Annotated in this window: 22 protein-coding genes and 5 pseudogenes; 14 read left to right on the top strand and 13 right to left on the bottom strand. The window is 70.1% G+C overall.

The genetic code is table 11. The annotated features are described in order from the left end of the window. The first annotated feature begins 83 nt into the window (after positions 1-83). From ACFYUS_RS38390 to ACFYUS_RS38380, 3 genes are all read left to right on the top strand, one after another. On the top strand, positions 84-1,319 hold the full coding sequence (locus ACFYUS_RS38390; protein ID WP_388862829.1) for an MFS transporter: 1,236 nt from the start codon (positions 84-86) through the stop codon (positions 1,317-1,319). A 139-nt stretch (positions 1,320-1,458) separates the two neighbouring features. Further along, positions 1,459-2,481 (top strand): zinc-dependent alcohol dehydrogenase family protein, encoded by a 1,023-nt coding sequence (locus ACFYUS_RS38385; protein WP_388862827.1) that lies wholly within the window; start codon positions 1,459-1,461, stop codon positions 2,479-2,481. A 58-nt stretch (positions 2,482-2,539) separates the two neighbouring features. Continuing rightward, on the top strand, positions 2,540-2,857 hold the full coding sequence (locus ACFYUS_RS38380; protein WP_388862825.1) for a hypothetical protein: 318 nt from the start codon (positions 2,540-2,542) through the stop codon (positions 2,855-2,857). A 22-nt stretch (positions 2,858-2,879) separates the two neighbouring features. Here the strand turns inward: ACFYUS_RS38380 and ACFYUS_RS38375 are convergent, their stop codons facing one another. The 3 genes from ACFYUS_RS38375 to ACFYUS_RS38365 all read right to left on the bottom strand — a co-directional run bounded on the left by ACFYUS_RS38375 (position 2,880) and on the right by ACFYUS_RS38365 (position 5,020). Continuing rightward, a complete protein-coding gene (locus ACFYUS_RS38375; protein ID WP_388862823.1) occupies positions 2,880-3,218 on the bottom strand; it encodes a thioredoxin family protein in 339 nt (112 codons plus the stop codon). A 90-nt stretch (positions 3,219-3,308) separates the two neighbouring features. Then, on the bottom strand, positions 3,309-4,235 hold the full coding sequence (locus ACFYUS_RS38370; RefSeq protein WP_388862843.1) for a GAF domain-containing protein: 927 nt from the start codon (positions 4,233-4,235) through the stop codon (positions 3,309-3,311). Positions 4,236-4,771: 536 nt separating this feature from the next. Further along, a complete protein-coding gene (locus tag ACFYUS_RS38365; RefSeq protein WP_388862821.1) occupies positions 4,772-5,020 on the bottom strand; it encodes a pyridoxamine 5'-phosphate oxidase family protein in 249 nt (82 codons plus the stop codon). A 170-nt stretch (positions 5,021-5,190) separates the two neighbouring features. On the opposite strand from ACFYUS_RS38365, the gene ACFYUS_RS38360 reads away from it, so the two are divergent. Further along, complete coding sequence (locus tag ACFYUS_RS38360) at positions 5,191-6,423, top strand: PP2C family protein-serine/threonine phosphatase (protein WP_388862819.1); 1,233 nt, start codon at positions 5,191-5,193, stop codon at positions 6,421-6,423. Positions 6,424-6,959: 536 nt separating this feature from the next. Here ACFYUS_RS38360 and ACFYUS_RS38355 read toward each other — a convergent pair. Continuing rightward, positions 6,960-7,154, bottom strand: a pseudogene (locus ACFYUS_RS38355) (IS701 family transposase); the annotation flags it as partial. Between ACFYUS_RS38355 and ACFYUS_RS38350 the strand changes: the two are divergent. Further along, positions 7,071-7,627 (top strand): annotated as a pseudogene (locus ACFYUS_RS38350) (transposase family protein); the annotation flags it as partial. The pseudogenes ACFYUS_RS38355 and ACFYUS_RS38350 sit on opposite strands and share 84 nt — an antisense overlap. A 386-nt stretch (positions 7,628-8,013) precedes the next feature. Here the strand turns inward: ACFYUS_RS38350 and ACFYUS_RS38345 are convergent. Continuing rightward, complete coding sequence (locus tag ACFYUS_RS38345; RefSeq protein ID WP_388862817.1) at positions 8,014-8,484, bottom strand: MarR family winged helix-turn-helix transcriptional regulator; 471 nt, start codon at positions 8,482-8,484, stop codon at positions 8,014-8,016. Positions 8,485-8,583: 99 nt separating this feature from the next. On the opposite strand from ACFYUS_RS38345, the gene ACFYUS_RS38340 reads away from it, so the two are divergent. After that, positions 8,584-9,534 carry a zinc-binding alcohol dehydrogenase family protein gene (locus tag ACFYUS_RS38340; protein WP_388862815.1) on the top strand — a complete coding sequence of 317 codons (951 nt, stop codon included), beginning with the start codon at positions 8,584-8,586 and terminating at the stop codon, positions 9,532-9,534. A gap of 358 nt (positions 9,535-9,892) precedes the next feature. On the opposite strand, the gene ACFYUS_RS38335 is transcribed toward ACFYUS_RS38340, so the two are convergent. Then, positions 9,893-11,122, bottom strand: coding sequence for a helix-turn-helix domain-containing protein (locus tag ACFYUS_RS38335; RefSeq protein ID WP_388862813.1), 1,230 nt, complete (start codon positions 11,120-11,122; stop codon positions 9,893-9,895). Between the two features lie 411 nt (positions 11,123-11,533). Here ACFYUS_RS38335 and ACFYUS_RS38330 point away from each other — a divergent pair, with 411 nt between their 5' ends. After that, positions 11,534-12,268, top strand: a complete 735-nt coding sequence (locus ACFYUS_RS38330) for an SCO4225 family membrane protein (RefSeq protein WP_388862811.1) — start codon at positions 11,534-11,536, stop codon at positions 12,266-12,268. A 195-nt stretch (positions 12,269-12,463) separates the two neighbouring features. Next, positions 12,464-13,398: pseudogene (locus ACFYUS_RS38325) on the top strand (helix-turn-helix domain-containing protein). 10 nt (positions 13,399-13,408) lie between these two features. Here the strand turns inward: ACFYUS_RS38325 and ACFYUS_RS38320 are convergent. Further along, positions 13,409-13,921, bottom strand: a complete 513-nt coding sequence (locus tag ACFYUS_RS38320) for a DinB family protein (RefSeq protein ID WP_388862809.1) — start codon at positions 13,919-13,921, stop codon at positions 13,409-13,411. Positions 13,922-13,997: 76 nt separating this feature from the next. Continuing rightward, positions 13,998-15,632: a protein kinase gene (locus ACFYUS_RS38315; RefSeq protein WP_388862808.1), complete on the bottom strand. Its 1,635-nt coding sequence runs from the start codon at positions 15,630-15,632 to the stop codon at positions 13,998-14,000. Positions 15,633-16,362: 730 nt separating this feature from the next. Between ACFYUS_RS38315 and ACFYUS_RS38310 the strand changes: the two genes are divergently transcribed. Both ACFYUS_RS38310 and ACFYUS_RS38305 read left to right on the top strand, forming a co-directional pair. Beyond that, complete coding sequence (locus ACFYUS_RS38310; RefSeq protein ID WP_388862806.1) at positions 16,363-16,770, top strand: hypothetical protein; 408 nt, start codon at positions 16,363-16,365, stop codon at positions 16,768-16,770. Then, complete coding sequence (locus tag ACFYUS_RS38305; RefSeq protein WP_388862804.1) at positions 16,767-20,567, top strand: type VII secretion system-associated protein; 3,801 nt, start codon at positions 16,767-16,769, stop codon at positions 20,565-20,567. The genes ACFYUS_RS38310 and ACFYUS_RS38305 overlap by 4 nt, the downstream gene beginning before the upstream one ends. Positions 20,568-20,916: 349 nt before the next feature. Here ACFYUS_RS38305 and ACFYUS_RS38300 read toward each other — a convergent pair whose 3' ends face one another. Beyond that, positions 20,917-21,318, bottom strand: coding sequence for an SMI1/KNR4 family protein (locus tag ACFYUS_RS38300; RefSeq protein ID WP_388862802.1), 402 nt, complete (start codon positions 21,316-21,318; stop codon positions 20,917-20,919). A gap of 123 nt (positions 21,319-21,441) precedes the next feature. Here ACFYUS_RS38300 and ACFYUS_RS38295 point away from each other — a divergent pair, with 123 nt between their 5' ends. Beyond that, positions 21,442-21,636, top strand: coding sequence for a hypothetical protein (locus tag ACFYUS_RS38295; protein WP_388862800.1), 195 nt, complete (start codon positions 21,442-21,444; stop codon positions 21,634-21,636). On the opposite strand, the gene ACFYUS_RS38290 is transcribed toward ACFYUS_RS38295, so the two are convergent. After that, positions 21,629-21,823: a transposase gene (locus ACFYUS_RS38290; RefSeq protein WP_388862798.1), complete on the bottom strand. Its 195-nt coding sequence runs from the start codon at positions 21,821-21,823 to the stop codon at positions 21,629-21,631. The genes ACFYUS_RS38295 and ACFYUS_RS38290 overlap by 8 nt on opposite strands. A 129-nt stretch (positions 21,824-21,952) precedes the next feature. Beyond that, the gene (locus ACFYUS_RS38285) at positions 21,953-22,330 is read right to left on the bottom strand and encodes a transposase family protein (RefSeq protein WP_388862841.1); all 378 of its coding nucleotides are present in this window, start codon (positions 22,328-22,330) and stop codon (positions 21,953-21,955) included. 70 nt (positions 22,331-22,400) lie between these two features. On the opposite strand from ACFYUS_RS38285, the pseudogene ACFYUS_RS38280 reads away from it, so the two are divergent. Then, positions 22,401-22,532 (top strand): annotated as a pseudogene (locus ACFYUS_RS38280) (sigma factor-like helix-turn-helix DNA-binding protein); the annotation flags it as partial. An 8-nt stretch (positions 22,533-22,540) separates the two neighbouring features. On the opposite strand, the gene ACFYUS_RS38275 reads toward ACFYUS_RS38280, so the two are convergent. After that, positions 22,541-23,800 carry a serine hydrolase domain-containing protein gene (locus ACFYUS_RS38275; RefSeq protein WP_388862796.1) on the bottom strand — a complete coding sequence of 420 codons (1,260 nt, stop codon included), beginning with the start codon at positions 23,798-23,800 and terminating at the stop codon, positions 22,541-22,543. 372 nt (positions 23,801-24,172) lie between these two features. Between ACFYUS_RS38275 and ACFYUS_RS38270 the strand changes: the two are divergent. After that, positions 24,173-24,571: pseudogene (locus ACFYUS_RS38270) on the top strand (transposase); the annotation flags it as partial. Here ACFYUS_RS38270 and ACFYUS_RS38265 read toward each other — a convergent pair. Further along, complete coding sequence (locus ACFYUS_RS38265; RefSeq protein WP_388862794.1) at positions 24,568-24,903, bottom strand: hypothetical protein; 336 nt, start codon at positions 24,901-24,903, stop codon at positions 24,568-24,570. The pseudogene ACFYUS_RS38270 and the gene ACFYUS_RS38265 sit on opposite strands and share 4 nt — an antisense overlap. A gap of 197 nt (positions 24,904-25,100) precedes the next feature. Between ACFYUS_RS38265 and ACFYUS_RS38260 the strand changes: the two genes are divergently transcribed. Then, positions 25,101-25,493, top strand: coding sequence for a hypothetical protein (locus ACFYUS_RS38260; RefSeq protein ID WP_388862792.1), 393 nt, complete (start codon positions 25,101-25,103; stop codon positions 25,491-25,493). The last annotated feature ends 67 nt before the right edge of the window (positions 25,494-25,560 follow it).

Here is a 25,560-nt window from a genome sequence, read left to right as displayed (position 1 = left end):
TATAACCGCGACCTTCCTGACCTGCGTGAATACGGGTTCTCTGGGATGCGCGACCCCGTAGCGACACCCTTTGGAGCTTCACCATGCAAGGAGCGACCCTCCACGTCCCCGTCGACGAACGCGTCGAGGAACGGCCACCTGTCTCGCGCCGGCTTCCCGGCGTGGTCCACGTGCTCGCCCTGGGGACGTTTCTGATGGGTACGACCGAGTTCGTGGTGGCGGGTCTGCTGCCGCAGATCGCGGGCGACCTGCAGGTGAGCGTGGCCCGTGCCGGTCTGGCGATCACCGTGTTCGCGGTCGGGATGATCATCGGTGCGCCGCTGATGTCGATGCTGACCCTGCGGCTGCCCGCCCGGTGGACGCTGGTGCTGGCCCTGGGCGTCTTCGCCGCAGGACACGTGATCGCCGCTGTCGGTGACGGCTTCGGGCTGCTGCTGGCCGCGCGGTTCCTGACCGCGCTGGCGACCGGGGCGTTCTGGGCGGTGGCGAACGTCGTGGCCACCAGGGCGGCCGGCCCGGCCGCGAGCTCGCGCGCCGTGGGCGTGGTCGGTTCCGGTGCCATGCTCGCCAACGTCGTCGGCGTGCCGCTCGGCGCGTTCGCCGGACAGCTGATGGGCTGGCGCGGACCCTTCTGGATCCTCGCCGTCCTGGCGCTGGCCGCGATGGCGCTGATCGCTCGTTCGGTCCCGGACGAGCACCGCGGCGGGCAGACGGTGTCGATCCGCTCGGAGCTGTCCGCGCTGCGCTCGGGCCGGCTCTGGCTGGTGCTGGCGGCCTGCGCCGCCACGAGCGCCGGCGTGCTGGGCACGTATACGTACATCGCTCCACTGCTGACCGACCGGGCGGGGATCGCCGCGGGTCTCGTGCCGCTCGTCCTCGTCGGATTCGGTGCCGGCGCCCTGGCCGGCTTCCTCGTCGGCGGGCGAGCCGGCGACGCCCGCCCGTACGCGACCACGATCAAGGCCGCGGCGTCGGCCGCAGTGGTCCTGCTGGCGCTCGGCCTGCTGTCCGCCTTCGCCGTCCCGACGGTGGTGCTGGTCGCCCTGCTCGGCCTTGCGGGGTTCCTCGGCACTCCGGTCCTGATCGCCCTCGGCGTCCGTTTCGCGGGCAAGGCCCCCACTCTGGGCTCGGCCCTGACCGTGTCGGCGTTCAATCTCGGCACGGCGGCCGGCTCCTGGATCGCCGGGCTCACCCTCGACTCGCCCTTCCGGGCCGCAGGGCCGGCCATGGCCGGCGCCGCCATGGCCGCTCTGGCCCTCGTCCCCACGATCACCATCGCGCTCGTCCAGGGGCGCCGCAGCCGCTCCGCCGTCGGCTAGGGCACCAGCCGCGAGACCGCAGGACGGCGGTACCACGACGCCACACCGGAACATTTCCCTTCATTTCTCAGGAAGCGGTGCCTTCCTGATCACACACAGGTGCCCCAGGCACCGGGAACACCGAGCAAGGAGAACCACCATGCGTGGAGTAGTCATGCACACCGCCGGAGACGTCCGGGTCGAGGACCGCGACGACCCGAAGATCATCGAGCCGACCGACGCGATCATCCGGCTGACAGCGACCTGCGTCTGCGGCTCCGACCTGTGGCCCTACCGCGGCATCGAGCCCGCCGACCACACCCTCATGGGTCACGAGTACGTCGGCGTCGTCGAAGAGGTCGGATCCGGAGTCAAGACCGTCAAGGCCGGTGACTTCGTCATCGGGTCGTTCGTCATTTCCGACAACACCTGCGAGATCTGCCGCTCGGGCTACCAGTCCGGCTGCGTGCACCGCGAATTCGTGGCGGGCACGATCGGCACCCAGGCCGAGAAAGCCCGCATCCCGTACGCGGACGGCACCCTCGTCGTCACCCCCGGGCAGCCGGACGAGGACCTGATCCCCTCGCTGCTGGCCGCCTCCGACGTACTCGGCACCGGCTGGTACGGCGCCGTCGCCGCGGAAGCCGGCCCCGGCAAGACCGTCGCGGTCGTCGGCGACGGTGCCGTCGGTCTGATGGCGGTCCTGGCCGCCAAGCAGCTGGGTGCGGAGCGCATCATCGCGATGTCCCGCCACCCCGAGCGGCAGAAGCTGGCCCGCTTCTACGGCGCCACCGACATCATCGAGGAACGCGGCGACGCGGGCGTGGCAAAGATCAAGGAGCTCACGGGCGGCCTCGGCGCGCACTCGGTCGTCGAGGCCGTCGGCACCCGCGAATCCACCATGCAGGCCATCGGCGCCACCCGCCCCGGCGGCCACATGGGCTTCGTCGGCGTCAACTACGACGTCCACATCCCCGGCTTCGAACTGTTCCTCGCCGGCATCCACATGGAAGGAGGGCCCGCCCCCGTCCGCCGGTTCCTGCCCGAACTGATCCAGCTCATCTGGGACCGCAAGATCGACCCCGGCAAGGTCTTCGACCTCGAACTCCCGCTGGAGCAGGCCGCCGAGGCGTACAAGGCCATGGACGAGCGCCGTGCCATCAAGGCCCTCCTACGCCCCTGAGCCATCCCACGCGGCGCCTTCCGCCGGCGGCGCGCAGCCAGTCGTTCCGGCCGGGACGGTGAAGACGCAGGAGACCGCTTCGGCCGGCTACCACCGCGCGGTCGTCCCGCCCCGGCAGAAGGACCCGGCTCTGGCTGCAGCCGTCGTACGGCAGGAACAGCCCCGCCGCGACCTCGCCGACCGTTTCCTTCCCGACATCGACCAGGACCAGGAGGACGAGGCGCCGACGTCGTTCGAGGACGTCCGCGCCCCGCAACGCCAGGCCGCCGAAGCCGTGCGCGCCGCCGCGATCCAGCGGGCCCGAGCCGAACGCACTGCCGGACGGAACGGCACCGGCCGTGTTGGAGCCGAGACGGCACGCCCACGGGTTGTGTGACGGGCCTCGAGGCCGCAGCACCTCAGAGGTGGCCGTCCAGGAACTCCCGTACCTCGGCGACGGTCATGAGCCCCGTGCCGTGCGCCACCGCCGCTCCCTCCTTCAGCAGTACGTAGGACGGGGCTCCGGTGACCTCGTATCGCTTGGTGGCGACCGGACAGCGCGTGATGTCGGTGCGGACGACCGTCAGGCGGCCCGTGTACTCGTCGGCGATGCCACCCACGACAAGGTCCATCGTCCGGCAGGGCTCGATCGCCTTCGGCCATGTCCCGATGAAGTATGCGAGGACCGGGACTCCGCTCATCCCGAGGATGAAATCGAACTCCGCGTCCTCACGCGGCTGGTGAACCCGCTTCGCCATGAAGCTCCTGACCTCGCGTTCCGTCATTCCCTCCCCATCATCCCCCGCGCCGCAGAAGAGCACCGAGTACGACCGTCACGCTGTTCCCCTTCACGTGGATCGGGGTGAGCGCGATGATCGGCCGCGGAGCCGGCGGGTGCGGTGGCACGCTGCGCGGGACGGAAGGTGGGGGTGCGTCGGGGTGACAGGCGGCAGATTCAGACGGCGGTACTGGGGAGCGCGGGCTCGGAGGAGCCGTTGACGCTGCCGCTGGAAGCGATCGAGCTGGACGCCTTCCGCCGGCAGCACGAGCACGACACGTTCTGGTGCGGACCGCTGCTCGGAGGCTGCGACTGGTGAAGGCGGCCCCGCACGGCGAGGCGTCGACGGGAAGACGCTTCCCGTCGAGCCGGTGGGCGTCGGGGCCGTGGCGGCGCGAATGGTGAGGGTGCCGGAGGCGTCGGGCAGGGCGATGGCGGCGAGGTCGGCGTCGGTCATGGTGCGGGCGTGTTCGGCGATCAGTTGCGGGGCATGTCGCTCGCTGGTGCCGGCGAGGAAAGCGGCGGTGAGGGCGGTGGTGGCCTGCTGCCGGACTTCACGATGCCGTGAGGTTTCGAGCAGGAGGGCGTTGTCGGTGGCCAGGCCGGCTGCGGCGGCCAGGGCGAGGATGGGTTCTTCGTCCTCCTCGGTGAACGGCTCCGGCCGGGTGACGGTGCCGTGCTTGTCGGCGAGGTAGAGCCGACCGTGGAGCCGGCCGCGGACTGTGAGGGGAGTGCCCAGGAAGCCGTGCATCGGCGGGTGGCCGGGTGGGAAGCCGGCCGCGGCCGGGTGGGAGGCGAGGTCGTCGATACGCAGCGGGCCGTCGTCCAGAGCAGCGAGGACGCCTTTGCCCTCGGGCCGGTGCCCGATTTCACGCGCTGTCTCTTCATCCGCGCCTTCACGGACGAATTCCGCGGTGCTGCCGTCCGGGCGGACGATGGCCAGGGAGGCGAAGCGGGCCTCCGCCGGCTCTCTGGCGGTGCTCGCCAGGTGGCGCAGCCTTCGGGAAGGTGACGTCGGTGGTCACCGTGAGGACTGCGCGCAGCAGGTCTCGAAGCCGGCCCTGAGCGTGCAGCACCTCGCCGGCGCGGTCGACGAACTCCTCCGCCGCACGGTCCAGAGCCAGGCGAGCGGGATCGGGAAAACGCAGCATGCGCGGAGCATCTGGCACATCCCGTTCCACCCCTGGGTCGAACTGCTGAGCGGTGTGGGGATGCGGATCCACCATCGTCCTCTCGGTACGCCGTGCAAGCCTTCCGTTCCAGGCTGGGCAGGCGTCTGCCGCTTGGCAGGCCGAGTCGTCCTTTCCCGGACGGCCGGTAGGGTGCGGCGACGGGCGCGCGGCCGGGCCACGGCATCGCAGCGCCATGCCCGTCCGCGGCGTGCAGGAGGGGAAAGATCGGGCCGCCGATATCGGTGGTCTCCAGGCAGAGCAGTTCTTCTTCCGCCCCCCCCGGCGCCCATGGGCCCCGGGGCCCCGCACGCTGGCCTTTGGCCAGAGGCCGTGCGTAGCCGGTGACGGTGACGTTCCACGCTCAGCCCGCCGCGTCCATCCCGCCCGTCTCGAAGGTGATCACCACGTCCCGGGCCCGGTGGACCAGACCGGTGCGCGATCCGGTGGCGATGAGCAGCTCTCCGTCGCCCGGCAGGCAGTAGTTCGCAGGCACGATCACCGGTAGTGCCTGCTCGGTGACAGCGATACGGCCGTAGCCGCCGCCGCTCAACAGCTCCGTACACCGCCCACGGCCCGGCACGGCGGGGAAAGGCGCACCGACGCCATCCATACGTCCCAGCGTCCGCCGCCCCGCGCAGGCAGAACATGAGGCGGACAGACCCCGACCGGGGGCCGAGCGGGCCATAGCGGCGCACCACGACAGGCCCACAGCCCGCGCGCGTGCCATGGTGAAAGCAGCCCCTGGGCGACGAAAGCCGCAGGTACCCGGCAGGTGACAGCGTGAACGAACCCGGTCTCGACTACCACGCCGTCTTTCAGGACCTCCCCGCCGGTGTGGCGCTGCTGACGCCCGACCTGGTGTACGCGGACGTCAACGAGGCATATCTTTCACTGTCCGGCCGCACCCGAAGCCAGCTCATCGGCCGTTTCCTGTTCGACGTCTTCCCCGACAATCCCGGCGATCCCGCCGCGACCGGCATGCGCAACCTGTACGCCTCGCTGCGCCGGGTGGCGACCACCGGGGAGCGCGACACGATGGCCCTGCAGCGCTACGACGTAGAAGACCCCGAGCGGCCGGGGGTGTGGCAGGAACGGTACTGGAGTCCCGTCAACGTCCCCGTCCTCGCTCCCAACGGCAGCGTGGCCCTGCTGCTGCACCGGGTCGAAGAAGTCACCGAACTCATCCGCGCCCGCGGCGGCCGCTCGGGCGGGGACCGGGCGCGGGTCCTGGAAGCCGAGCTCTACACCCGCGCCCGAGAACTGCAGGAGGTCAACGAACGCCTGCGCAAGGCCCACGCCCGCGAGCGCGAGGTCGCCCTCCACCTGCAGGAGGCGATGCTGCCCGCGCCCCGCCCGCTCGGCCACCACCACACCGCGGTGCGCTACCGGCCCGCCAAGGGAGCGCTGAACGTGTGCGGCGACTGGTACGACCTCGTCGACCTGCCCGGCAACGGCCGCACCGCCGTCGCCGTCGGCGACGTCGTCGGCCACGGACTGCGCGCCGCCGGCGTCATGGGCCAGCTCCGCAGCGCCCTGTCCGCCGCCTCCCGGGTCGCCGCCGGCCCCGCGCAGGCCCTAGAGGTTCTCGGCCTGTACGCCCGCTCCGTCGACAACGCCGAATCCACCACCGCCGCGTCCGTCTTCGTCGACTGGAACGCCCACACCCTCACCTACAGCAGCGCCGGCCATCCCCCGCCCGCCCTGTGCGACCCCGAGGGCACGGTCACCTTCCTCGACCAGGCCACCGACCCGCCCCTCGGCGCCCGCCCCGAACACGTCCCCCGCCCCCAGGCCCAGACCGCGTTCACCGACGGCTGCGTCCTCGTCCTGTACACCGACGGACTCGTCGAACGCCGCCACGAGGACATCGACACCGGCCTCGCCCGCCTCGCCGACTCGATCGCCCGCCACCGCACCGCCGACCCTGACACCCTCGCCGACGCCCTCCTGACCGACCTGATCCCACCGGCCGGCCTCACCGACGACACCGCCCTGATCGTCATGCGGCTATGACACAGACACGCACACGCGCGGTGGGACCAGTCTGCAGAACCTTCAGCGAAGGTCGTGCCGCACACCACGATGACGGGCGATCCGTTCTCGCGCCTGAAGGTCATGGAGCGTTTCGCCACGCCGCATTCCGGCTGGGTGGCGATGTCCCCGCACGGAACAGAGCGGACCGGCTCTGGTGGGAGCTGCGTAGTCCGCACAGCAACGCCGTTGAGGAGCCAATGACCGGCTGCTCCGCTTGGAGCATGAAGGACCGGCTGCCGCTTCCTATGGAAGCGGCAGCCGGTGGGCAGGAGCCCTGACGCAGAGTCCGGCCGGCGCTGATCGCCGGACCGTGCGCGGCTGTATCAGACGAAGGCCAGGCGGTTCAGCTCGGTGATGGTCTGGCGGCGGCGGTCGCTGAGGAGCCGGATGAGGTCGGGGCAAGGCGCCACCGCTCCGTGCCCCTGCTAGTAGTGCTTCGTCAGGTTCTGAGTCTGGTTCTGTTGCGGGGCAGGCGTCGGCCGCAGGTGGTGCAGGTGCCGGTCCAGCACTGCACAGCAGGTCCTGGAGGGTGTCGAGGACCTGGCAGAGGGGCAGACCGGCGTGTGGGCTTTCGGGTCGAGCCGCCGCAGGGTGAGGAAGGCCTGGGCCGCGGTGACGAGGGTGACGTGGTGGTGCCGGCCGCGCCAGGTCCGGCCCTCGAAATGATCCAGGCCCAGGCCGTGCTTGAGTTCGCGGTGGTCGTGCTCGATGACGGCACCCTGTTGCCGATCGACCGGATCGCCGCCGACACCCCGTACTACTCGGGCAGACACAAACGGCACGGCATGAACATCCAGGTCCTCACCGACCCGTTCGGGCGACTGCTGTGGGCCCCGCCCGCACTGCCCGGCTCCACCCACGACCTGACCGCCGCCCGCACCCACGGCATCATCGAGGCACTCATCCACGCCGCCCTCAAGTGCGGGCAGACAAGGCGTACCAGGGCGCGGGCGGCTCCATCCGGGTGCCCTTCCGCGGCCGTCGTCTCAGGCGATGGCAGCGCGGGCACAACAGCACGTACGCCAAGATCCGCTGCCTCGCCGAGCAGGCCATGGCCACGCTGAAGGGCCGGCGGCTCCTGCGGAAGCTCCGCTGCAGCACCTACCGCATCACCGCGATCGTCCAGGCCGTCCTCGTCCTTCATCACACGTCAGCGTGGGGTTGGGAAAGGCTCAGTGCTTAGAAGGCACTTGGTGGGTGGGGGAGTGGGTGGCCTTGACCTGCGTGTTTAGGGGTACTGGCGGGTGATGGCCTCAGGTTTTCGGCGTTCTCGGGACGGTTGGAGGTGGAGGGCGGCGAGAAGGCCCTGCCGTGAAGCTTCTTGGGGCCTGGGCCGAGGTCGGGTCCCTGAGGGCGATGGAGAGGGATCGGATGGCCGAGCCTTCGGTTGCGTCCGGAAGACGAACCCGCGCCATGAGCTTGGGAATCACCCGGTACTTGGGTCTGTACGTGGTGTCTGACCTGCGTGAACGTTCGGCCCGGCCCCCATCCTGGCTGCTCCGTCCGCCCCCTTGTCGACCGCTGTCCACCGTCCCTACTGGCACGTTGTGGCGCGGCCTGCAAACGGCTTCACTGTGCTTCCTTCCGCTCGGCGGCCCGGCGGGTCTGTTCGGTGAGCACTTCGCGGGCGCGCTCCAGGAGGTCGCACAGGGCGGTGTGCTCGGCGGGTGTGAAGGCTTGCGAGAGGGCCCGCTCGAGCACGATCACCTCCTGGTAGGCGCGGTCGAGCAGGCTTCGGCCCGGCTCGGTGAGGGAGGCGATGAGGACCTTCGCGTGCACGGGGGAGGTCTCCCGTTTGATCAGGTCCTTGTTCTGCAGTCCGGTGAGTACCGGGGCCATGGTCTGTTGGGTGACGCCGCAGGCGCGTGCCAGTTGGGCCCCGGACAGGCCGTCGGGTTCCCGGGAGAGGGTCAGCAGCACCGTGTACTGGGTCATGGTCAGGCCGTAGCCGCGCAGCACTGCCTCGTGGTGCGCCATCAGCGCCTGCTCTGTGCGCCGGATGCGCGTGCACAGGTATTCCTCTGCGGGGATCTCCGTCACGTCGCCCACTCCAAACTCAGCTACCTGTCTTGACTCAGGTGCCTGATACTCATAGCGTTTTCAGTATCAGGATACTGATTCAACCCAGGGAGCGTATAGATGAAGGCCATCGTGCTCGGGTCCGACGACCGCTTCGCCCTCGCCACCGCCGAAGCCCCGACCCCGGGCCCCGGCGAGGTGCTCATCCGCGTCCGGTACGCGGGCCTGCAGTGGGGTGACGTCCTCGCCGTCAACGGCCATTTCCCCCTGCCGCGCCCCTTCGTCCCCGGTTTCGAAGCCGCCGGGGACATCGTCGCCGTCGGCGAGGGCGTCGATGCCGCGCGCATCGGCCGGCCCGTCACCGCGCTCACCGCCTCCGGAGCCTTCGCCGAGTTCGTCACCGCCCCTGCCGTACTCGCCTTTCCCGCCGAAGACCTTGATCCCCGCCTCGCGGCGGCCTTCGGCTGGGCCACGCCGACCGCGTACGACCTGGTCAACACGGTCACCCGCGTCCGCCCCGGAGACCGCGTACTCATCCACGCGGCGCTGGGAGGCGTCGGTTCACTCACGGCCCAGTTCGCCAAAGCCGCCGGCGCCGCCCGCATCGTCGGTGTCGGCGGCGGCGGCACCGAGCAGGCCGGCTACGCGGCCGGCCTCGGCTACGACCGCCTGATCTCCCGCACCGACTTCCCCGACGCGCTCGCCGACGAGCGGTTCGACGTCATCCTCGACCCCGTCGGCGGCCCGGCCCGCCTGGCCAACCTCGACCGCCTTGCCCCGCACGGCCGCCTCGCCGTCTACGGCAACATGGCCACGTTCGAACCCGTGCAGATCAACGCCAACGACCTGCTTATGACCGGCGCATCCGTCCTCGCCTACAACAGCAACCTGCTCAGCCGGACCCACCCCGAACGTCTCGCAGCCGGTGCGGCCGAGGCCCTGCGACTGATAACCGACCGACAGGTCCGCATCGACATCTCCGCCGAGTACGAACTCGCCGAGGTGCCCACCGCCATCCAGCGCCTCGCCGCAGGAGGCACCCGAGGCAAGACCGTCATCCGAATCGGCTGACACGTACGGTCGTCGTCGGCACGTGCCCAGTCGCTCGGGTGCGGGAGCGGCGGGCCGGCGGTGGCCTGCGCCGGCACCGGGCGCAGTGTCGTGCCGTCCGCCGGCGCGGACCGGGCGGGGCCGCCGCCGGGCGGGCGCAGGTGGTAGGTGGTGGCGGAGTCCTCGCCGGCAGGGCGACCACGACGCCGACACGACCGCTGTGGGCGGTGCCGGCGGCGAGGTCACCCAGCCGGGGCGCGAAGGGCGTCGCCGTACGCAAATCGACTGCCTGGGGCGGGAGATGAGGAGTGCGTCGTCCGGTCATGCCCCGAAGTCAGGCCCGGCCCGGCCCCGAATATGAGCCGGAGGAATACGACCCCTATCCGTCCAGGTGAAAGCGGTCGGACATGCGCCGCAACTTTTCCCGCGTGGCTGCCCGTTCGGCGTAGACGATGCTGCGGAGGGTCGAGCGGGCGATGGGGTGGTTCCGTACGAGCTGGGGGGCGATCCGCTCGGCGGTCTCCAGCTCGACGAGGGCCTTGTCCCGGTTGCCGTCCCACAGCCAGGCCCGCGCGATGTCCATGTGATGGTGTCCCTGACGGGAGTTGGGGAGTGCGCCCACCAGCTCGGGGCTGGTGCGGCGGTTGATCTCCAGGGCCTTGCCCTGCTCGCCCATCTCCAGGGCCACGCTGATCGCGTGGATCTGCACGTTCCCGGCGGAGAACGTCAGCGAGTGCCGGTCGTACACCGGTACTCCGGCGTACGCGTCCATCCGCTCGGCCGCGTCCTTCGCGTACCCGATCCGGTCCTCCGCCTCGGACGCGCGCCCGGCTCGGGCGGCCGAGACCGCCGCCCGGAGCTGGAGCGTGCCCCAGGCCCGTACGGCCAGCGGGTCGCCGTGCTCGTACGCCTGCTGTACGGACCCGATCGCCTTGTCCGAGAGCGTGAGCGCGTCCGCCCAGCCGGCGGTCGCCCACATGTCCCAGACCCGCATCCAGTCCGCGACCGCGGGCAGCACGGCGTCCCCGGAAAGCCGGGCCGACCACGCGGCCCGCTCGCAGGCCATCGCGACCAGCTCGGGGTGGCCGAGGGAGTGGGCGGCGGTGTGCGCGAACTTGCAGCACACCGCGTAGATCGCGTACGCCTCTTCCCGCTCGTGCCCCTCCGACGCCTCCGCGAGGGCGCGGGCCTCGCGGAACAGGTCGGGCAGGACGCGGAGGATCGACACGTTGGAGGCGGTGTCCCGGAGCCGGTGCAGACGGGTGACTTCCCACCACAGCTGCGGCGCCGGCCTCGGCGTCCCGTCGAAGACCGGGGCGAGGTCGTAGCGGCGCAGTTCGCGCAGGATCGAGGAGGCGGCGATCTGCCACTGGTTGTCGTCGGGGGAGCTGCTGTACGGGCGTCCGATCAGGTCGTTCGGGTGGACGTGCAGCTCGGCGGCCACCTGGTTGAGCAGCCCGACCCGGTCCAGCTCGATCAGGCCCCGCTCCATCTTCGACACCCAGATCTGCGACTTCCCCAGGGCCGTGGCGAGATCGGCCTGCGGCATCCCCAGCCGCAGCCTCGCCCTGCGGATGCGCCGACCGATCTCCTCGGCTTCCTCCAGCATCAGGACACCTCCCCGACCGACGGACCGCCGAGGACCGCCGAGCTGATTGCCAGGTGTCCGTGCAGAGTTCGTCACCAGCACGGTACCGAGGACGATGGGCGGGCGTGAGGGAGTTGCCGGGCCGGTGGTCCTGTGCGGGGGTGAGGCTCGCTGAGCTTTCCCCGTCCGGCGCCCACAGGTTTTCCAGACCTGTTCACCGTGTTCCCCGCTCTTGGCGTGCCGGCCTGCGGACGATGCCAGGCCGGCGAACGGAATGCGCGGACCTACTGGCAGCTGCCCACCGCAGAGTGAGGGTCGTACGCAGACACGTGCGGTTTCTGCGCCCCTGTCGGTGAGTACTGGTACTCATGCCCGGGCGCGACCCGTGATTCATCGTGGAGATCACCAACGGACCTACCCGAGGAACAACCGATGCCGACCGAGTCCCACCCCCGCCGCCTCCCGCGCCTGCGCCGACTCCTTGCGGTCGCTTCGGGGAACTGGCTCGCCCGGGGCTATCTGGCCGTGTTCGCCGTCTCCTTCACGGCCATGTTCCTCTTCCCGGAGAGCGCCATAGCCGGGAGCCCGTTGCTGCTGACGGCGCCCCTTTCCTTCCTGAGCGTGTTCTTCCCCCTCGCCCCCGGCGCCGAGGTCGACGGGGCGGCCGACGTGACGGCGGGCGTGGTCTTCGCCGTATGGCTCCTGCTGTGCGCCCTCGTGAACGCTGCCGTGCTCGGAGCCCTCGCCACGGGGGACGCGACCGCCACTCCGCACGTCGCGGACCCGGCCGAGCAGAGGAGAAGAGACAGGACCGGCCCTGCGGGCACCCGCCCGAAGGGGGTTCGGGCCTTGCTGGCGCCCGCGGTGGACAACTGGCTCGCGCGTGGCTACCTCGCCGTGGTCGCGGTGGCGCTGGGGTTCTTCCTGTGCGCTGCGTTCGTGCTGCCGGATCCCGGGTTCGCCGGGATCTGGCCGTTCATGGCCACGGCGCCGTTCAGCATCCTCGCGATGGCGGCGTCCGCGCCCTTCGAGTACTACTCCTCGATCCCCTGGCTGAGCCCGCTGATCTTCTCCCTCGGGGTGGCCCTGTCCGGGCTGGTCAACGCCGTGCTGCTCGGCCTGCTCGCACGCAGGCTGCGGGCGCGGGCACCGCACCCGGCCACCTGAGGGAAGCGCCGGATCAGCCGGCCGGGCCCAAGGCGTGCCGTTGGAAGCGCTCAGTGAACCTCTTTCACCCTCCAGCGCAGGATGAAAACGGCTCACTCAGGTCACTAGTGCCGTAGCAGGGAACGTTTGCCCTGTTGTGATGTGACGCGCCGTCCGGTGCTGTGCCGGGTGTGGCGTCACAGTCGCCCTGTCGGGGTGGCAATACGAGTACAGGTCCGTGAGATCGATGACGACGAGGGACAGCGACTGCTGCGGATCATCCGCAGGGGCACCGGGTCGGTGGTGACCTGGCGGCGTGCCCAGGTGGTGCTGCTGTCCGCGCAGGGTATGCCGGTGGCGAAGATCGCCGAGGTGTCGTTCACCAGTGACGACAGGGTCCGGGGCGTGATCCACAACTTCAACGCCGACGGCTTCGACCCGCTGTATCCGAAGTACTCCGGCGGTCGGCCCAAGACCTTCACACTGCCCGAGCGCCGTGAGCTCAGGAAGATCGCGAAGTCCAAGCCGACCGAGCACGACCTGCCGTTCTCGACGTCATACCCGAGGCTGGCGAACCGGACGTCGTTTTCTGCACGGACGAGTTCGGCCCGCTCAACCTGATGCCCCACCCCGGACGGCAGTGGGCCGGACGCGGCGGCCGACGCAAAGACCCCGACCGTGAATCCCGCCGTCGGCGCCGGGCGACCTGCAACCGCTACGGCGGAGTCCGCCACCTGTTCGCCGCCCTGGACCTCAAGCGGGACAAGCTCTACGGCCACATCAAGCCGGTCAAGAAGCGCACCCAGTTCCTGGAGTTCTGCCGCTACCTGCGCACCCTCTACCCATCTGAGGTCCGCATCGCGAGCGTCTGCGACGACTTCTCCCCGCACCTGACCACGAAACGATGTCAGCGCGTCGGCACCCGGGCGGCGGCGAACAACGTCGAGATCGCCTCCACCCCGACCAACTCCTCCTGGCTCAACCGGATCGAGGCCCAGTTCACCGCCCTGCGCTGCTTCACCCTCGACGGCACCGACCACGCCGATCACAAGGAACAGGGCAGCATGATCCGCCGCTACGTCATCTGGCGAAACCGCCACGCCGACGACCGGCGCCTACGCGCCGTCGTCGACTGGGCCAACACTGCCTGATCCGGAAGCGCTATACGCCGGTGGTGCCGTCGATGCGTTCCCGAAGCAGGTCAGCGTGGCCGTTGTGGCGGGCGTACTCCTCGATCATGTGGACGTAGATCCAGCGGAGGCTGACGTCCTGCTCCATGAAGCGGCCGGTGTCGGTCAGAGCGCGGTCGGCGCAGTGCTCGCGAGCGCGGGCGATCTCCGCGTGCCAGGTGGCCAGAGCATCGCGCAGAGTGGCACCCTCGGCCAGCTCGAAGCCGCCGTCGGGGCCGTCGGGGTCGGCCTGCGGGTCGTAGAGGGGCGGGGCCTGTTCTCCGGCGAACACTCGGCGGAACCAGTTCCTCTCCACCTCCGCCATGTGCTGGACGAGGCCGGTCAGGGTGAAGGCGGACGGCGGCACGGACGCGACGGCGGCCTTCTCCTCGTCCAGGCCCTCGCACTTCATGGCGAGGGTGGTGCGATGAAAGTCGAGCCAGCTTTCGAGCGTGGTGCGCTCGTCGGCGTTCAGGGGCGGCATAGGGCGTTCGATGATGGCCATCGGTCGATTATCGTCAGCGGCCGAATCCGTCGACAGGCAGGACCTCACAACAGGGCGAACGTTGCCAGATGCGGCACTAGATTCTCTCCAGGCAGTACACGTCACCGTTGCTGTCGGTCCAAAGGCCGTCGGATCCGCTCGAGTACGCCCCCTCGCAGACGGACTCGTTCGTGGACCCGTTCGAGGCTCGGACGGCCGCGACCTTCAGCCGGGGAGACGGGCCTCCGCACGAGCTCACCATCCACAGGACGGACGGCGGTAGGTAGCCCTGGTCGTACCTGGTCTCGTTCAGGCAGTCGCCCTGGACGACCCGCGGCCCGACGCAGAGGTTCGATCCGGGCCAGTGTTCGCTGGGCTGGGGAGTGTCCGGGCAGGTACTTTCCGGGGCGGTCTGCGCCAGGACGACCAGCGTCGCGGCGGAATCGTCGCAGTCCACCTCGCGCGGGGTACCGGGTTCGTAGTTTCCTGGCGTGGTGCGGGTGTTGGACAGGCAGTCCGCCAAGCTCACCACGTTCTCGGTCGTACTCCCGTCCTCGGCCATGCGGTCGTAGACCAGGTATCCCCCGGCCGACACCACGATCGCGGCCACGGCCGCCACCAGGGCCTGGACGCGCCGGCCCGGCCTTCGACCGCCGCCCTTCGCCGGGGTCGCCGGGGACTCAGGGGACCCCAGGCGCGGCATCGGCTCCTCCTCCGGTGCCGGTTTCGGGAGGGCCGTCCGCGTGGCGGCGGAGTGCAGCGCCGGTACGGGATCGGCGGTACGCGCGGCGCTCCCGGCTGTGGGTTCGGTGGCCGGGGCCGCCTCTACCGGGGTGCCGACGGCCTGGGTCGGAGGGACGTACTCGTGCCGGGCCCGGATCAGGGACGTCCACGGCGCCGGGAGGAGTTCGCTGCCGCCGGTCGGTTCGCGTTCGAAGGCGGACAGGATGTCCTGCGGTGTCGGCCGGGACGACGGGTCCTCCTTCAGAAGTGGCCGGATCAGGTCGTCGAGTTCGCGCGGCAGTCCGTCGAACGCGATGTCGGCCCGCTGGACCTGGGCGAGCAGCCGGAAGGCGTCCGAGCCCGGGGCGTACGGGGGACCGGCCGTGGCCAGGTGGAAGAGCGTCGTGCCCGTCGAGTACACGTCGGAGGCGGGGGTGGAGGCCTCGCCGCGCGCCTGTTCCGGCGAGGTGAACGCGATCGTGCCCAGGGTGAGGGTGGTACGCGTCAGGTCGAAGGCGTGCGAGATGCCGAAGTCGATGAGCCGGGGTCCGGACTGCGGCAGGAGCACGTTGCCGGGTTTCACGTCCCGGTGCACGATCCCTGCTCCGTGGAGGTCCACCAGCGCCTCCGCCATCCCGGCGGCGATCCAGCGCACGGCGGCCGGCGGCAGCGCACCCGCTTCCTGGACGAGTTCGGCGAGGGAGGGCGCGGGGACGTACTCGGTGGCCATCCAGGGCCGGTCGGTCTCCGCGTCCGCGTCCAGGACGGCCACGGTGAACACGCCGTTGACGCGGCGGGCCAGCGCCACCTCGCGGGCGAAACGCCGCCGGTCGGTCTCCGAGACCTCACCCTCCGCGAGCAGGGTCTTCACCGCCACGAGACGGCCGCTGACGGTACGGCCGAGGTAGACGCGGCCCATCCCGCCGGACCCGACGCGGCCGATCAGCCGGTACGGTCCCAGCCGTGCCGGATCGTCGCCCCGCAGCGGCAGCAGCCGTGGCGCACCCATCCAGATCCCCCGCTCCCGCTCAGGCCCTTGAGCCTCCCGGGCCCCGGCAGCACCGACCGTACGGGATACGGCCCCGGCCCGCCGGGGCCTTCGGGCATTTCGGCCCGCGTGAGCGGGCGGTTCCAGACACAAGGCACAGGGCACAGGGCGCCACCGGACGTGACCGGGAAGGCCCCGGCCGAGCCGGCGCTGACGCAGCGTCCCCGGCAACGGCTCTGCCGTCTGATCGCCTGGAAGCAGGAGCCACCGCGCCAGACCCGCCCACCCGCTCCGAGCCCGCGCTGCTCACCGAACGCACAGCTCGAAGCGTCCGGCTCCACGGGGCTGGTGCGCGATTGGCTTCCCGTACCGGGCGCCGAAGCCGCCTCCGCCGCTTGCCGGGTGATCGGTGAGATTCCGCCGTCCCCGCAGGCCTCGCCCGTTCCCGTGTGCATCACTCGACACCTTCGCCCGCCAGGCATCACGAACAGTCACAGCACGGACAGCCCGGCTCTGAACCGCGCAGACGTGGAATCTATCCACAGCGATCCGTGATCCCTCGACACATGAACGGCAGGCGCCCCCCTGGCAGCACCCGGCCATGACCAAAACGGGCGCGTTCGACCGGGGCCGCGGCCACGGTGACGCGCTGGGGAGTGGCTTCCCACAGGAGCCGGCACTACCGTGGAATGACGAGGACCTACGTGGCCCCCTCGGGATTGCGTCGTTCGAGCGGAGCGGGGGATCGCTTATGGATGCCAGCCTGACCGCAACGGAGATCACGCCCTACGTCGTCACCGCGATCAGCGCCTATGGGACCGCCGTACTCACCCGCGCCAGAGACCAGGCAGCGGACGCCACCGTGTCGCTCGGGCGGGAGATCCTGCACCGGTTCACGCGCCGCAACCGGCGCCAGGCGGAACTCGAATCCGCTGTCCGAGACGTGGCAGAAGACCCTCAGGACACAGATTCCCAGGCAGCCCTACGGGGCCAGTTGCGCCGCATTCTCGAAGGCGAGCCCGAACTGGCCGCAGAGATCGAGGCGCTGCTCGCCCAGTCGGGCGCCCGCGTCGCGGCAACCGGCGAGCGTGCCGTGAGCGTCGAGCGGATGTCCGGCGGGACCATCGTCACCGGTGACAACAACCGGATCAAAGGGTGACCTCCGAGTCCTCGCCTGCGGGTGGTCGCTGGGTCGCCGCCGAGCACATCATCGATTCCGTCGTGGTGACCGGTGACGGGAACATCGTCATCTACTACGCCGACGGCGGTCACGCAGAACCTGCCGCGCCCGGCTCCCGCGCCGATGCCGAACGCTTGCTCTTCGGCCCTGAACCGATCGCCCCGACGTCACGGCCCTGGACCTGGCTGACCCCCGAGGCCGCACTGCACCCCTTGGTGAGCCGGCCCGAGGAGGCGGCCCTCGTGGAGTGGGCCCGCGAGGGCCGGGGCACCGTGGCACGGCTCGTCTGCGCCCCCTCCGGCCAGGGGAAGACCACCCTGGCGCGCCAGGTCTGCGCCCGGCTCGGAGACCTGGGCTGGACGGCCGGCATCCTCGACCTCGAGCGCGCCTCCGCCCCGCACACCGCCGGCGCGGAGGCAATGGTCGGCTCGCTTTCCCGGGCGGCCCGCCGCTGGGACCGGCAACTCGCCGCCGTTGCCGCGCTGCCCCGCCTGTCGGGACGGGCCCTTCTCGTGGTCGACTCCGCAGAAGTACACCGGTCGCGGATCGAGGAACTGCTTCACACCGTCACGGAACTTCCCGCCACGCACGAGGTGTCGCCCGTCAAGCTGCTCCTGCTCGCCCGGGACACCGGAGAGTGGTGGGAGGAACTGTCCGTCGGCAGCCACCGCCATCACTGGATCGAACGACGAGTCGTACGGCTGCCACCCCTCACGGAAGGGATGGGGGCCGTCGAACTGGGCGCGCTGTGGCGCGACGCGACCGGCGGATTCCTGCAGGCCGCGAAGCAGGCCGGCATGAGCGTGGCCGCAAGCTCGGCGCATGGGATCGGCGACGGCCGTCCCACCACCGTCCACACCACACTGCATCTGTACGCCGCAGCGTTGCTGCGCGTCCTCGACGCCGTGGAAGGCCGGACCACTTCGCCGCTGCACGATCGGGAGCACCCGATCACAGGGCTGATCGAACACGAACAGCGTTACGTGGCGGGCGTGCTCGGCGCCGCAGGCGTCCCCGTCAGCCACGAACACGCTCGTCTGCTCCTCGCGCTGGTCTGCCTGCACGCCCCACCGGACGAACCGTCCGCGCTGCGGACCCTGCGACGCGTCGACCGGACGACACCGGACGGCGATCTCGCCAGAATGGCGAGAGAACTCCAGGTCATCTACCCGGACGGTGACCGCTCGCTCTGGAAGGCACCGGGGCCGGACCGCCTGGCCGATTCGGTGCTGCACACATTGGCGGCCGGCAGCCGCACGGACGGCGAAGCCGAGCATCTGTTCCGCGACCTGTGCGCCACAGACGACTGGTTCGAAGGCAGGGACTGCGCACACGTCCTCATCAGAGCGCTGGCGACGGCGGACGAGGAACCCACCACCTCGGCGGAGGTCTCCCGCCGCCTCGGCAGCGTCGTACGCACCCTGATCCTCGAACACCCCCGCGGCTTCGCGCCGGCCGCACTGGACACGGCCCCTGACAGGTTCGAGCGGCAGATTCTGGCAGCGGTCGCAGGAGGAGGCACGACCTCTGACATGTCCCGCCTGGCCTTCTCCGAACTGGAGGCACTCGACCTCCTCGTCGGTTCCGCCCCGGCCGGCAACAGCCTGGCGAGGATCTCCGTCGCGATCTCCGGCAGACTCCTCCGTTCGGAGCGGCTGGCATGGCTGGGCACGGGGCCCTGGCAGACGAGCGACCGGCTGGCGAGACTCGCCCGGTACGCCCGCGACCTGCGGCGGACCGACGACGCCCAGGGCGCCTCCCGTGCCGCGGAGGAAGCGGTGGCACTGGTGCACCGGATGCGCGAGTCCGGGGAGGCGGCGGTCAGTGGACACATCGCCTTACGAATGTCCCGGGCGAGCAGCGACCTGGCCGCGGCCGGCCGGGACGACGCCGCGCTCGTGCTCAGCACCGCGGCGGCGGAGAGCGTGTGGGCGACGCTGTCTTCTCCGGACCCTCTGAACACCGCGCAACGTGCGTCGGTCTTGAGCCGGCACTCCCAACGGCTGCTCGACGCCGGACAGACCGATGCCGCCGTCAACTGCTCCGGTGAGGCGCTACAGCTGTACCACGACGCCGCAGAGAGCAACCCCGGCCGCCACGACCTGGAGCTGACCGCGGCCATGGCCGACTACGGCATGAAACTGCGGGCTGCGGGGCGCCCGCAGCAGGCGGCGCCGCATCTCGCCGAGGCGCTCTCCGCCTACCGGCGGCACCTCGCGGTCGACGACCGGCCGGGCATCCGGTACGGCCTCGTGAGGACACTGCGCGCGTACGGAGCTGTCCTTCGTGATCTCGGACGGGCGGACCAGGCCATCCCTCATGTGGAGGAAGCGGTGAACGTGCAGCGGGGTCTTGCCGCGCTGGACCCCGACGCCGTCCTGGACCTGGCAGCCGCACTCGGCCAGTCGGGGGCGACGTTCGCCGAGACCGGTTCCGCCGAGGCCGCGCGCCGCGACTTGCAGGAGGCCGTCGACACACTCCGCAGCCTGCACGGCGAGCCGCGGGCAGCAGGGGAACTGGCGAGTGCGCTGGCCAACCTCGGCGCATGGCACGGCGAGTTCGGTGACGCGGCGCACGCGGTGAGCCTTCTCGAAGAGGCACTGGCCCTCAAGGAGGACCGGGGGCCGCGCCTCGAGGAAACGGTAGACGACATCAAGACCACCGCACACAACCTGTCGCTGGCCCTGCACAGATCGGGGGAGGACGGACGGGCGCGGGAGGTCCGCGCCCGATACCACCTGGACACCCGGAAGGAAGAACCGTCCATGCCGATCGTACGAACGGCCGACGAGGTCAAGGCCGAGATTCCACCCGTCACCGAGGAGATGAGAGCCGCCGCGCGACGGATGCCCGGAGGGCACCTGTACGCGGTCGACCCCGCCTTCGACCCGCAGGGCGAGGTGCCCGGGCACGGCATCCGAGGCGCGTTCCGCATCGACGCCGCCGGTGAGATCACCGACTACATAGCCAACGAACGCTATCGCCCCACGCCTGTCGCCCTGCGCTTCCCACCGCCTACGGATGCCGTGGACGAGGCCGCCCAGCTGGCCGGCACCGGCTACGGGTCCCAGCAGGCGGTGGTGCATGCGCTCGAATCGGCCACGATCGCGGTGGTCGGCCCAGCCCTCTCCAGAAGAAAGATCTTCCGGAGAAAACCCCGCGAGACAGCCGTCTTCACCGCGCCGAGTCACGTTCCCGAAGGCGTCACGACCACCCAGATGTCCGGCGCGGAACTGCTGTCGGCCCTCCCTCCGCAGGCCGTGATCCACATCAACCCGGACACCCCGGTCGCCTACCGCCTCGACAGATCCGACGAGACCACGCCCCCTCCCGCACCCGCCACAACACCCCCTCCCACCGTCCCACCGCCTTCGTCGGCACCCCCTTCTCCCTCTCCCCTCCCTTCCCCGCCCTCCACCACCACCGAGGACGAGATGGCCCGGCTGTGCGCCCGGCACGCCGCCGGCGAGCCGGTCCTGGGCCAGCTCACGGCCACCTTGCGCAGAAGCCGCGTCTGGTATGCCACAGCAGGTGACGAGAGGCACCGCCCCGTCGTCGCTCAGGCATACGACGGCCGCTCCGTCCTCTTCGTCTACAGTTCACGCGCGTACGCCCCGACCGGCGGCGGGCTGGACTTCGTCGAAGGGAGCCGGTTGTCCGAGGCGATGATGAGCGACCTCCTCAAGGAGATCCCTTCCTCCACCTACGTAGTGATCAACAACGAGGGGCCCCATCCGCTGCAGATCGCGGCCTCCGCGCTGTTGGCCTACGGCTGAAGTGGGTGACGGTCGGTCACTTCAAGCAGTTCACGGCCGCTTTTCTGGGTGCCCCAGAGCCGCCAGGACTGGACACGGCTGCACTTCGCCGCGGATGAGCAGGACGCCGTAACTGTCGGCTCTCTCCTGGCGGCGGGTGTGAAGGTGGACGCACCCGATGGGCAGGGCAACACGCCTTTGTGGCTGGCCGTGTTCACGTGTCGAGGCGATGGCGCGGTGCATCTCGGGGAGCTTCCTTCCGTGTAGCGCATTTTCTGCAGGTCAGGCCACCTTGGCGGGTTGAGGTTCGTAGAAGTGGCTGCGTAGGTCTCACAAGCGGGTTCTGGCACGCATTCCGTGAGGGCAGTGGTCAGGAGAGCGAGGTATCGATGTCGTCCCATTTCCACCCGGTTTGAGGGAAGTGCTCCAACAGGGCGGAGAGGGACGTTGCCTGGTGGATGGCCGATGACCAGCCTTCCGCGGAGACATCGAGTGTCACCAGAGGTGGGGGGTCCTGGCGGAAGTCGTAGACAAGCAGCTCGCGGCTTCCGTCCCCTCCGATGACGACGGCGCCGGGGAAGCGTTTCTGGATTTCACCGGCCTCGTTGATGCCGATGAGCTCGTCCAGCGCGTCGATCACCAGGAAGTCGTCAGCGGGGGGAACGAACCGGCTCAGACTTCCTGTGGTGCCCAGGAAGTCCCGGTGGTCCTGGGGAAACCGGACTCCGAAGTGGTGCTCGACCTGCACGATCCGGTCGTCATTCGAACTCATGAGGCTGTTCTATCAAGGGCAGAGCGGGTGACGGTGGCCGCCTTGTGCCGCGGTGAGAAGGACACGTGTGCGGAGTAGGGGGAGCCTGGCTCGTCCGAGCATCTGGCGTTCGATCATCTTGATGTGGCTGACACGGCCCTCGACGGGGCCGGAGTTCCAGTGGATGCTCAGGCCCTGGACGACGGCGTCCCAGCCCTTGAGGTGCCGGCCGGAGCGGCTTTGAAGGATCTCCGCGAAACCGCGGACGTGCGCGTGAAGGGCCTTCAACTCAGGACAGTGGGCGAGGACAGCGGCGAACTGCTCACGTTCCTCAGATGATTTCGGCGCCGGGATGCTCGCGCAGCCAGCCCGCCAGGGTGGCGGTGTCCCGGCCGGTCAGCAGGTCGAGAGGCCGTCCGGTCCCGCAGTCGATGAGGACGGTCCCGTAGTGATGCCCGCGTCGGGTGGCGAAGTCGTCGACTCCCAGCACTTTCGGGACGGCCCAGGCGGGATCGGGCAGGGCCATGATCGCCCGCAGGAGTGTTGTCCGGCTCGCCCTCGTATGCGGGGCGGCTGCCAGGCGGGCACCGGCGCGGTCGGCGAGCGCAACGGCAACCGTCTCCAAGAGGCGTCGGGAGGAGGGCGTTCGACGCCCCTAGCGCATGGTCAGCCCTTCGACCTGTTCAGCGAACGTACGGCGCGTGCAAGCAGAGTTCTCGCAGTGCAGACGTCGCACCATCAGTTCGATCAAGACTGGCCGATCGTCGACTGGCGTGTCCTCAAGGCGTCGCGTGGAGACGCTGTGGACTCGATTGGACACCGCCGCACACGCAGGGCAAGCGACCCCGATCGGCTGCGTTCTCCCGGCCGAAGGAGAACGGCAGGCCGCTGGTCGTCGAGAACGACCGGCTGCGGTTCGTCGAGGGCGCCCCCGGTCAGTTCCAGGTCGAGGACGCCACCTGGAACTGACCGGCCCGCAGAACCGAACGGTCCCCGTCGATCGCGGCGGGGGCCTTCGTACGCCCGCGGCCACACTGTCGGCTTCTGCCTGATCCAGCAGCAGATCCGGCCCACTGACTGCTCCGGGCAGGACGTCGAAGGCCCGAAGGGCCCCCTTCGTCCTGACCCGACTCCTCGGTCCGCCCTCTACGGAGGCCGCCGAGACGGCCGGCTGTCCGGTCGGCACGATACGGTCCCGGGTCGCCCGGGCCCGAGCCTTCCTCATCACGCTCCTGATGACGGATCAGGTGATGGCGAGCGGGTCGTTCGGGGCCAGTGCGGCCGCGATGCGCTGGGCGACCACCTCGGCCATGTTGCCGTCGGGGGTGTCCGGGTCCTTCGTCGCGGAGACCGCGATGGCGAGCCCCTTCGACGGAAGGTACGCCTGGATCGCCGCGTACCCGGAGAACGACGGGTTCTGCAGCACCCACCCGTTGACGACGATGACGCCGAGGCCGAAGTGCTTCGCCTCGGTCTGCTTCAGGCAGATCGAGGCGGGGCAGGTGGCACTCGCGCCGCCGAGGCCGACCGTGCCCGGGTTGAGCAGCGTGCGGTAGGAGCGGTACGAGAGGAGTGCGCCGCTGCCGATCGCCCGCGCCGATGTGGCCAGGTCGCAGATGTGGGTGGTGATGACCGCGCCGGGCGCGGTGGTCCACGAGGGGTTCCAGAAGGTGGATTCCTCGTAGAAGCCGCGGTCCGAGGTGAAGGCGTGCAGGACCGGGCGCGGGATGTCGGGGGTGAAGCTGTTCCGGGTGTTGCGCATGCCGAGGGGGCCGGTGACGCGTTCCTTCACCAGCTCGTCGATCCGGGTGCCGGTGATCTTCTCGAGTGCCTGGACGAGCAGGAGGTAGTTGGCGTGGGAGTAGCTCCAGCTCGTGCCCGGCTCGTACCAGAACGAGTGGCTGTAGGGGTACGAGAGGAGCTGTGCCGGGGTCCACTGGCGGAACGGGTGCGGCTCCAGCTCGGCGAGGAACGCCGGGTCGGTGACGTAGTCGTGGAGGCCGGTGGTGTTGGTGGCCAGCATCCGCAGGGTGATCCGGTTGGCCTTGGGCACGGTGGGCAGCCACTGCTCCACGGTGTCGTCGAGGCCGACCCTGCCCTCCTCGACGAGCTGGAGGAGGACGGTGCCGATGTGGGCGAAGGCGACGGATCCGGCCCGGAAGTGCATGTCCGGCTCGGCGGGGACGCCGGTCATGGACTCGCCGAGGGCGTCGGTGACGACCTCCCGGCCGTCGATGGTGACCCGCAGCTCGACGGACTTCAGCTTGAGGTCGCTCTTGGCCTTGCGGGTGATGTCCAGGATCCGGCGGGCCTTGCCGCCGAGGGGCCGCTCGGTCCGCACGCAGTCCCGACCGCCGTGTCCGGGGCCGCCCGGGCTGCCGGGACCTTCGGGTCGCGAGGCGAGTGCCGGGGCGGCGGCGGTCTGGACGGCGAGGGCGAGGAGCGCGGCGCAGAGGAGGGCTCCGCGGGACCGGGGCCGGGTCCGGGTGGGGGTTGGCATCATGGCCCGCACTATGGCCGGAAGTTCCCCCGCGGCTGGTCGAACACTCCACAGTCGCGACGAGAGGCATCCATCTGGGGCAGGCGGAAGAGCCGGTGCCCCGGGGCCCCGGCTCTTCCGTGTGGGCGAGTGGCAGGCGGCGAGTTCCTTCTCCCGGGTGTCGTCGGCGGTGACGCTTCCCCCGGCCGATTTCGTTGGGGATGGAGATCTCCCTGTCGGTCTTGGAACTCCTAACGAAATGATCTTCGAGGTGGTTGGATCGCTCCGGAACTGACGATCCGGGGGTGCAGGACGGCGCGGCCGAAGCCATGGGAAGTCGACGACGAACTGTGGGCGATGATCGGCCACCGCTGCCGAAGGTCGAGCGTCGGGCCCGGCACCCCGGCCGCAAGCGCCATCCTGACCGGCGGCAACCGCAACGACGTCACCCAGCTGATCCCACTCCTTCAGGCCGTGCCGCCCGTGCGGGGCAACCGCGGCCGACCCTTGCGCCGCCCGGACGTGGTACTGGCCGGCCGCGGCTACGACCACGACAAGTACCGCCGCCTGGTCCGGGACCTCGGGGTGAAACCGCTGATCGCCCGGCGCGGTACCGAGCACGGCTCTGGACTCGGCGCCCAGCGGTGGGTCGTGGAACGCGCATGCGCTCACCCGCACTGGTTCCGTCGGCTGCGGATCCGCTGGGAGATACACGACGACATCCACGAAGCCTTCCTCAGCCTCGCCCGCGGTCTCATCGGCTGGCGACGGTTGAAGAGGTTGTCGACGTCCTAGCTCTCGCTGCCCGGGGAACCCTGAAAGCCACGATCTTCAACAACCGGGAAGGCCCGCTCGGCGCCCGCAGCCCAGGCATCGATCTGAGCACGGGATGACCTGATGGCGTTGATCAGCGCCTCAAGCGCCTCAAGCTTCTCCCGACCGACGTTCAGACTCAGATCCCGCATCGTCACCTCGCGGTACGGCATGCTCAGCTGCCACCAGAACCGCATGAGGAAGCGACACTCCTGCGGATCACGGTCGTCGGCCAGGCGATCATGAATGACCGCCTGGACGCGCCGCCTCTGTTCGTCGTCACGGAAGCCGTTGCGGAGGTCAGTCAGGGGCACGCCCGGACACTACTCAACTTGATTGGGTGATGTCGGGTGGCGTGGGCCATCGGTTACCTGCGCCGGTGACCGCCGCCCCACATGGGCTGGCCCTCGGTGTGCATACTGTGACCGGCAGAGGGGCCGTCGTCCGACCGAACGGCGATGGGTGGGGCCGATAGGCCACGGGCCGGGCCGGACGATCGAGGAGACCAGCGATGGATGCCAAGGAAAGCTGGCGCCGCTACGGGCTTCGCCCCGTCGGCGCGGACCTCGACGAGATCCGTGCACTCCTCAGAGAGCACACGGCGCGTGAGCGACGCGTCCAGGGCGCGGGCGACACTGAGCTGATGAGGCTCTGCTGCTTCCAGCTGTTCAACAGCGGCGACCTCGACGACGTGCTCCTGATCTGGAGTGCGAAGCAAGCCAGCTTCGACGCAGCGTGCTCGATCGACATCGAATTCCTGCTTGGGCACGGGCTCGACGCGACGAAGGCCCACCTCTCGGCCAACCGCGCACCTTCTGCGACGGCGGCACTGGATCGACTGCGCGAGCTCGAGGCAGACGGTGAATTCGAGGGCTTCTCAGTGAACCTCTTTCATCCTGAATAGCTGCAGGTCAGCAACGTGTGGATGGCTTGAACGATGGTGCCGATGCGGCGTGTGGAGCATCGGGCCC

It is taken from the genome of Streptomyces sp. NPDC004284 (assembly GCF_042874035.1).
GTDB lineage: Bacteria > Actinomycetota > Actinomycetes > Streptomycetales > Streptomycetaceae > Streptomyces.
The sequence above is the reverse complement of the archived record's forward strand: the minus strand, read 5'-3'. Positions and strand labels throughout refer to the sequence as shown.

Coding starts and splice junctions, on each gene's coding strand:
- ACFYUS_RS38390 (WP_388862829.1), top strand. CDS start 84: ATGCAAGGAGCGACCCTCCACGTCCCCGTCGACGAACGCGTCGAGGAA.
- ACFYUS_RS38335 (WP_388862813.1), bottom strand. CDS start 11,122: ATGCTGGAGGAAGCCGAGGAGATCGGTCGGCGCATCCGCAGGGCGAGG.
- ACFYUS_RS38310 (WP_388862806.1), top strand. CDS start 16,363: ATGGATGCCAGCCTGACCGCAACGGAGATCACGCCCTACGTCGTCACC.
- ACFYUS_RS38330 (WP_388862811.1), top strand. CDS start 11,534: ATGCCGACCGAGTCCCACCCCCGCCGCCTCCCGCGCCTGCGCCGACTC.
- ACFYUS_RS38375 (WP_388862823.1), bottom strand. CDS start 3,218: ATGGCGAAGCGGGTTCACCAGCCGCGTGAGGACGCGGAGTTCGATTTC.
- ACFYUS_RS38260 (WP_388862792.1), top strand. CDS start 25,101: ATGGATGCCAAGGAAAGCTGGCGCCGCTACGGGCTTCGCCCCGTCGGC.
- ACFYUS_RS38365 (WP_388862821.1), bottom strand. CDS start 5,020: ATGGATGGCGTCGGTGCGCCTTTCCCCGCCGTGCCGGGCCGTGGGCGG.
- ACFYUS_RS38320 (WP_388862809.1), bottom strand. CDS start 13,921: ATGGCCATCATCGAACGCCCTATGCCGCCCCTGAACGCCGACGAGCGC.
- ACFYUS_RS38340 (WP_388862815.1), top strand. CDS start 8,584: ATGAAGGCCATCGTGCTCGGGTCCGACGACCGCTTCGCCCTCGCCACC.
- ACFYUS_RS38385 (WP_388862827.1), top strand. CDS start 1,459: ATGCGTGGAGTAGTCATGCACACCGCCGGAGACGTCCGGGTCGAGGAC.
- ACFYUS_RS38290 (WP_388862798.1), bottom strand. CDS start 21,823: ATGGCCCTGCCCGATCCCGCCTGGGCCGTCCCGAAAGTGCTGGGAGTC.
- ACFYUS_RS38275 (WP_388862796.1), bottom strand. CDS start 23,800: ATGATGCCAACCCCCACCCGGACCCGGCCCCGGTCCCGCGGAGCCCTC.
- ACFYUS_RS38315 (WP_388862808.1), bottom strand. CDS start 15,632: ATGGGTGCGCCACGGCTGCTGCCGCTGCGGGGCGACGATCCGGCACGG.
- ACFYUS_RS38300 (WP_388862802.1), bottom strand. CDS start 21,318: ATGAGTTCGAATGACGACCGGATCGTGCAGGTCGAGCACCACTTCGGA.